Raw genomic sequence first — 5,043 nt, forward strand, 5'->3', positions numbered from 1 at the left:
TATTAGCATTAATCGCAATAACAATAATGTTTCTATTAATTGCAATATTTTTAAAGGATATAAGAAAAGAAGAAGATAAGAAAATAGAAACACCAAAGCTTAGTGAAAGCTTTAAGTATATGAAAAGACTTATAAAAAATAAAAGCTATCTAGCAATTATAACAGTAGCATTTATAAATGGATTTGTTGGAATTTCAGGAATGTTTGTAATTCCAGAGTATTGTAAAACTCTAGTTGGAACTAAAAATATGTGGATGATTTTCACACCAGCTATATTAATATCAATAATAATAATGCGATTATCAATGAAATTTGTTAAAAAGGGATATGGAAAAAGAGTAGCAGAATTTGGAGCAGTATGTTTATTTTTAGGAATATTCATAATTAGCCTTAGCAAAACCCCTTGGATGCTTGAAATTGGATCATTATTATTGCTAACAGGATATAACACAATGTTTAGTCTAATACCAACAATAGTAAATCTTCTAGCAAACAATAGATTTAGAGGAATAGCAAATGGAACATATAACTTAATGTTTTACATAGGAGACTTTATAGGAACAACAATAGTAGGAGCTTTATGGAGCAGTCATTCAAAAACTGCACTAACAATGCTTATAATATTTTCATTTCTAGGGATTCTCTTCACAATATTTGTAATACCCTCATTCAATCACTTAAAACAAGTAGATTAAAAAATGAGCCTAATAGGAAGTATAACCTATTAGGCTCAAATTATTTTTCAAATAAATCCTTTTTCTTCTCTTTAACTAAAATATAGCTAATAAAAGTTAAAAGTAATATGTATATAGGCATAATAATATATGTAAGTTGAGTAATACCATAGCCAACAAGAGTAGAAAATAGTGTTCCAAAAGGCAATGTTAAAAGTGAACATAACATAGTTAATGATGGAAGTATCATTTCAGATGGAGTAGTTCCTACTGATGCAAAGAATTCTATATTCAATATAGGAAGTATAGATAAAATCATGATTATTCCTAGAAATATTGAAACAGATTTAAAGGATACTCTAAATAATTTTATTAGTAATAGAAATAATAAACTAAATAAAAGTAATGTCCATAAAGAGTTTTTAAGCTCTTCTTGAACAAAATCATATTTCACAAAAAAACTATCTAATATCATAGTAAAAATAGTTGTAATGAAATAGATGAATAAAAGCTTAAATGAGTCTCTCATAGTAATTAAATTTTTCATAAATGCTCCTTTTATAAAAGTGAAGTAATACAAAATTTTATGTATGTCTAGTATAAATAAATAAAAAATAAAAGTAAACAAATAGTGAATGAGTTTATGAGTATGTAAAAAAATGAGTTCAATAATTGCAAATTTTTAAAATAATAAATTAAAATTTTAAAATGAATATTTAATAATAATTAAAAGACACCTAACATAGCGCCAAGATAAACTAAGGACAAAAGGAAGGTGTTTTTTTATGAGAACTTTTATAGGAAATGGAAAGATTGTAACAGAGTATGGAGTTTTAGAGAACTTTGGATTAGTTTTAAATGATGATAGAATTGAAGGGCTTTTTTTAGACCATTTCAAGAAGGAATGTGATAAGGTTATTGATGCAAAAGGAGGATATATTACTCCAGGGTTTATTGACATACATTCAGATTATATTGAGCTTATGGCATCGCCAAGACCTACGGCTATGTTAGATTTTGACCTTGGAATTAAAGAAACTGAAAGAGTTTTAGCTTCTTGTGGAATAACAACTATGTATCATTCTCTTTCGTTTATAAAGGATGATGAGTTTAGTACAAAAAAGATAAGAGAAAAGGATAATGCAAGAAGACTTTTAAAGGTTATAAGTGATAGACAAAAAGGACTTGTAAGAAATAGATTTCATGCAAGGCTTGAAGTAGATAATTTAGAAATGGTAGAAGAGATTAAAGAGTTAATTAAAGAAAAGAAAATAGGACTTCTTTCTATTATGGATCATTCACCAGGACAAGGACAGTACAATGATTTGAATATTTATAGGGAAACATTAAAAGGGTATAGAGATATAGAGGACAGTGAAATTGAAAAGATTCTTTTAAATCACAAGCTTAAAGGGAAAATAGGGTTTGAAGAAATTAAGGAGCTTGTAAATTTAGCTAGAGAAAATGGGATTAATGTAGCCTCACATGATGATGATACAACTACAAAGCTTCAAACTAATAAAGAATTATGCATTAATATTAGTGAATTTCCAATAAAGCTAGATGTAGCTAAAAAGGCAAAGGAAATGAACATGCTTACTGTAATGGGGGCACCAAATGTACTTTTAGGAGGTTCACATTCAGGAAATCTTTCAGCAACAGTTGGAATTTTAGAAAATGTAGTAGATATTTTATGCAGTGATTATTATCCGCAAGGACTTCTTCATTCAGTATTTATTTTAAATGAAAAGCATGGAATAAAGCTTGAGGATGCCTTTAAATTTGTAACATTAAATCCTGCAAAAGCTACGAATATAGATAAAGATTATGGCTCTATTGAAAAAGGAAAAATCTCAGATATTTTAATAATAAATAAAGATGATGAAGGCTTACCTTTTATAAGTAAAACAATAGTAAATGGAAAAGTAATTTTTAGTATAGGGGAGAAATAAGATTATGGAACTTTTAAATATAAAAGATTTATCTAAGGATTTTCATATTCATATGTTAAACAAGCATATTAGTGCGTCAAAGAATGTAAACATATCTGTAAATAAAGGAGAGTTTATTGGAATTACAGGAAAGAGTGGAAGTGGGAAAAGTACAATCTTAAAATGTATTTATAGAACTTACTTAGTTCCAAATGGAAATATATTTTACGACTCAGAAAAATTTGGAGTTGTAGATTTAGCAAAGTTAGATGAAAGAAAAATAATTTATTTAAGAAAAAATGAGATAGGATATGTATCACAATTTTTAAATGTAATGCCCAGAACAACAGCAAGAGAAGTAGTTATAAATGCACTTTTAGAAATGGGACAAACACAAGAATATGCAGAAAAAGAAACAATAAAAATTCTAAAGCATTTTGAATTAGATAGAGAGCTTTGGGATACATACCCAAATAATTTTTCAGGTGGAGAAAAATTAAGATTAAATATAGCAAGAGCGATGGTTAAAAAACCTAGACTACTTCTTTTAGATGAGCCAACAGCAAGCTTAGATAATGCGTCAAAAATAAAAGTTAGAGAGCTTATAGAAAGATTGAAAAAAGAAGGATGCACAATGGTAGGAATATTTCATGATTTAGAGTTTATGGATGGGCTTTGTGATAGGGTTTATGAGATGGGGAAGGGAAATTAATAATTTGAAATTAAAAATTTAGAATGAGGGGGACTTGCAAGCAACTCTCTTTTTAGGTGGCTCAAAATTTATCTGTCGATAAATTTTATCACAGGTGAGAATTAGATTAATTAAATCACTTCATATTTTTAAGAATAATGTAAGGAAATGGTATTAGAATGTAATTATAAAGAGTTAGTCAATTTATCTGTTAGCTAGTTTCTGAAGTACACTGATTTTGCATAAATAGGTGAAATAGGAATATGCTCGTAGATAAATTCAACTAGAGCTTCAGATGGCGTTAATACTCCATCTGAAGCAAGTCTTATTTTACTTGAGAGGTGATTTTTTGAAGAAGATGATATTAATATGTCCAAGCATACTTATAGTAGTTCCTATGATTTTGAATATTCTTTTAGATAGTGCAGAGTATTCTAGCATGAAGGGGTTTATTGTTTTAAGTTTGGTGCTTTTAAATGGTTTAGTTATGTTTGCTCAGGGAATTTTAAGTGGAAGGTTTAATATAGATATTAAGTTTTCTGTAGGTGTAACTACAGCTATTTATTTATTTGCAGTTTTAGTATTTTTAAATAGTTCAGCACTTGGTTATGTTGTTATAGGCTTTTGGCTTGGACTACTAGGAAATAAGCTTGGTGTTAAAAGTTTAGAATTTAAAATTTAGAAATTATGGAGGCTTGGGAACAAGTCTCTTTTGACGTTATAATAAAAGTAGAGAGATTTTTGAAGTTATATTTATTTTGTTTAATAAGGGGGAAGATTTGGGTATAATATAAAGTAAAAAGAATTAAATTTGGAGGAAACGGATATGACTGGAATATTAGATAAATATGATGAAAGCATAAACCTAACATATAATTATACATATAGAATGCTTATGCATTTAAAAAACATAAAAGAAAATTATGAAAAAGCAGATAAAATGGATGAAATAACGTTAGAGGTTTACAGAGATTCAATTATAAAAAAGTATGAAATGTTAGAGGATCTTACATGGAAACTTTTGTCTAAGATATTTAAAGCAGATGGATTAGAAATAAATAGTCCGAGGGGGTGCTATAAGCAAGCATTCAAAGAAGGGTTAATTGAAGATATGCTTGTATGGAATAATGTATTGAGTGCAAGAAATCAAACGGCACACATATATGATGAAGATGACTATGAAAAAATAAAAAATGATATTTTAAAATACTATATTGATGCAATAGAGGGATTATTAAATAAATTAGCGATGGAGTTAGAGTAATGTATGGAATAGAAAAAAGTGTGTATGAGAAACTAATATCATATTTCAATGAGAGAAAATATATTAGGAAAGCGATAATATTTGGGTCAAGAGCAAAGGGAAACTATAGATATAATTCAGATATAGATCTTGGGATTCTATGTGATGAAGATTATAAGGGCATTATAAGAGAAGATATAGAAGAGCTTGTGGGGGTTTATTCAACAGACATTGTTTTTCTAGATAGTATGAATAATGAGATAAAAAAGCAAATTGAGAGAGACGGAATAGTTGTTTATTAAAAAGTGTATAAAATTTTTATAGGTGGTCATAATTAAAATATAAATCTGATTAGGGGTTCAGACGAATTTAGAATTCTACCTGAATCACGTCTTATTTATACTAAAGCGTAAGCTCGTTAACTGAAATGAAGTTTAGAGTTTACTTATATCCATCCCCCATGGAATCTCTTATTGGCTACCCCCTAGCTTTAATAAGATAGAA

The 5,043-nt window shown here is 28.1% G+C and carries 7 protein-coding genes; 6 read left to right on the forward strand and 1 reads right to left on the reverse strand.

The genetic code is table 11. The annotated features are described in order from the left end of the window. The coding region (locus ACRC28_RS10960; protein WP_438543486.1) for an MFS transporter at nucleotides 1-695 on the forward strand (695 nt) is incomplete at its 5' end. Nucleotides 696-735: 40 nt separating this feature from the next. Here the strand turns inward: ACRC28_RS10960 and ACRC28_RS10965 are convergent. Further along, nucleotides 736-1,221, reverse strand: coding sequence for a hypothetical protein (locus tag ACRC28_RS10965; RefSeq protein WP_438543487.1), 486 nt, complete (start codon nucleotides 1,219-1,221; stop codon nucleotides 736-738). Between the two features lie 238 nt (nucleotides 1,222-1,459). On the opposite strand from ACRC28_RS10965, the gene ACRC28_RS10970 reads away from it, so the two are divergent. The 5 genes from ACRC28_RS10970 (at nucleotide 1,460) to ACRC28_RS10990 (ending at nucleotide 4,841) form a co-directional block, all read left to right on the forward strand. Next, nucleotides 1,460-2,626 carry an alpha-D-ribose 1-methylphosphonate 5-triphosphate diphosphatase gene (locus ACRC28_RS10970; RefSeq protein WP_438543488.1) on the forward strand — a complete coding sequence of 389 codons (1,167 nt, stop codon included), beginning with the start codon at nucleotides 1,460-1,462 and terminating at the stop codon, nucleotides 2,624-2,626. A gap of 4 nt (nucleotides 2,627-2,630) precedes the next feature. Further along, nucleotides 2,631-3,317 (forward strand): phosphonate C-P lyase system protein PhnL, encoded by a 687-nt coding sequence (locus ACRC28_RS10975; protein WP_438543489.1) that lies wholly within the window; start codon nucleotides 2,631-2,633, stop codon nucleotides 3,315-3,317. A gap of 328 nt (nucleotides 3,318-3,645) precedes the next feature. Continuing rightward, nucleotides 3,646-3,978, forward strand: coding sequence for a hypothetical protein (locus ACRC28_RS10980; RefSeq protein WP_438543490.1), 333 nt, complete (start codon nucleotides 3,646-3,648; stop codon nucleotides 3,976-3,978). Nucleotides 3,979-4,122: 144 nt separating this feature from the next. After that, nucleotides 4,123-4,560: an HI0074 family nucleotidyltransferase substrate-binding subunit gene (locus ACRC28_RS10985; protein WP_438543491.1), complete on the forward strand. Its 438-nt coding sequence runs from the start codon at nucleotides 4,123-4,125 to the stop codon at nucleotides 4,558-4,560. Further along, nucleotides 4,560-4,841 carry a nucleotidyltransferase family protein gene (locus ACRC28_RS10990; protein WP_438543492.1) on the forward strand — a complete coding sequence of 94 codons (282 nt, stop codon included), beginning with the start codon at nucleotides 4,560-4,562 and terminating at the stop codon, nucleotides 4,839-4,841. Before ACRC28_RS10985 ends, ACRC28_RS10990 begins: the two co-directional genes overlap by 1 nt. The last annotated feature ends 202 nt before the right edge of the window (nucleotides 4,842-5,043 follow it).

The sequence above is a fragment of the Clostridium sp. genome (assembly GCF_051650885.1).
Lineage (GTDB): Bacteria > Bacillota > Clostridia > Clostridiales > Clostridiaceae > Clostridium.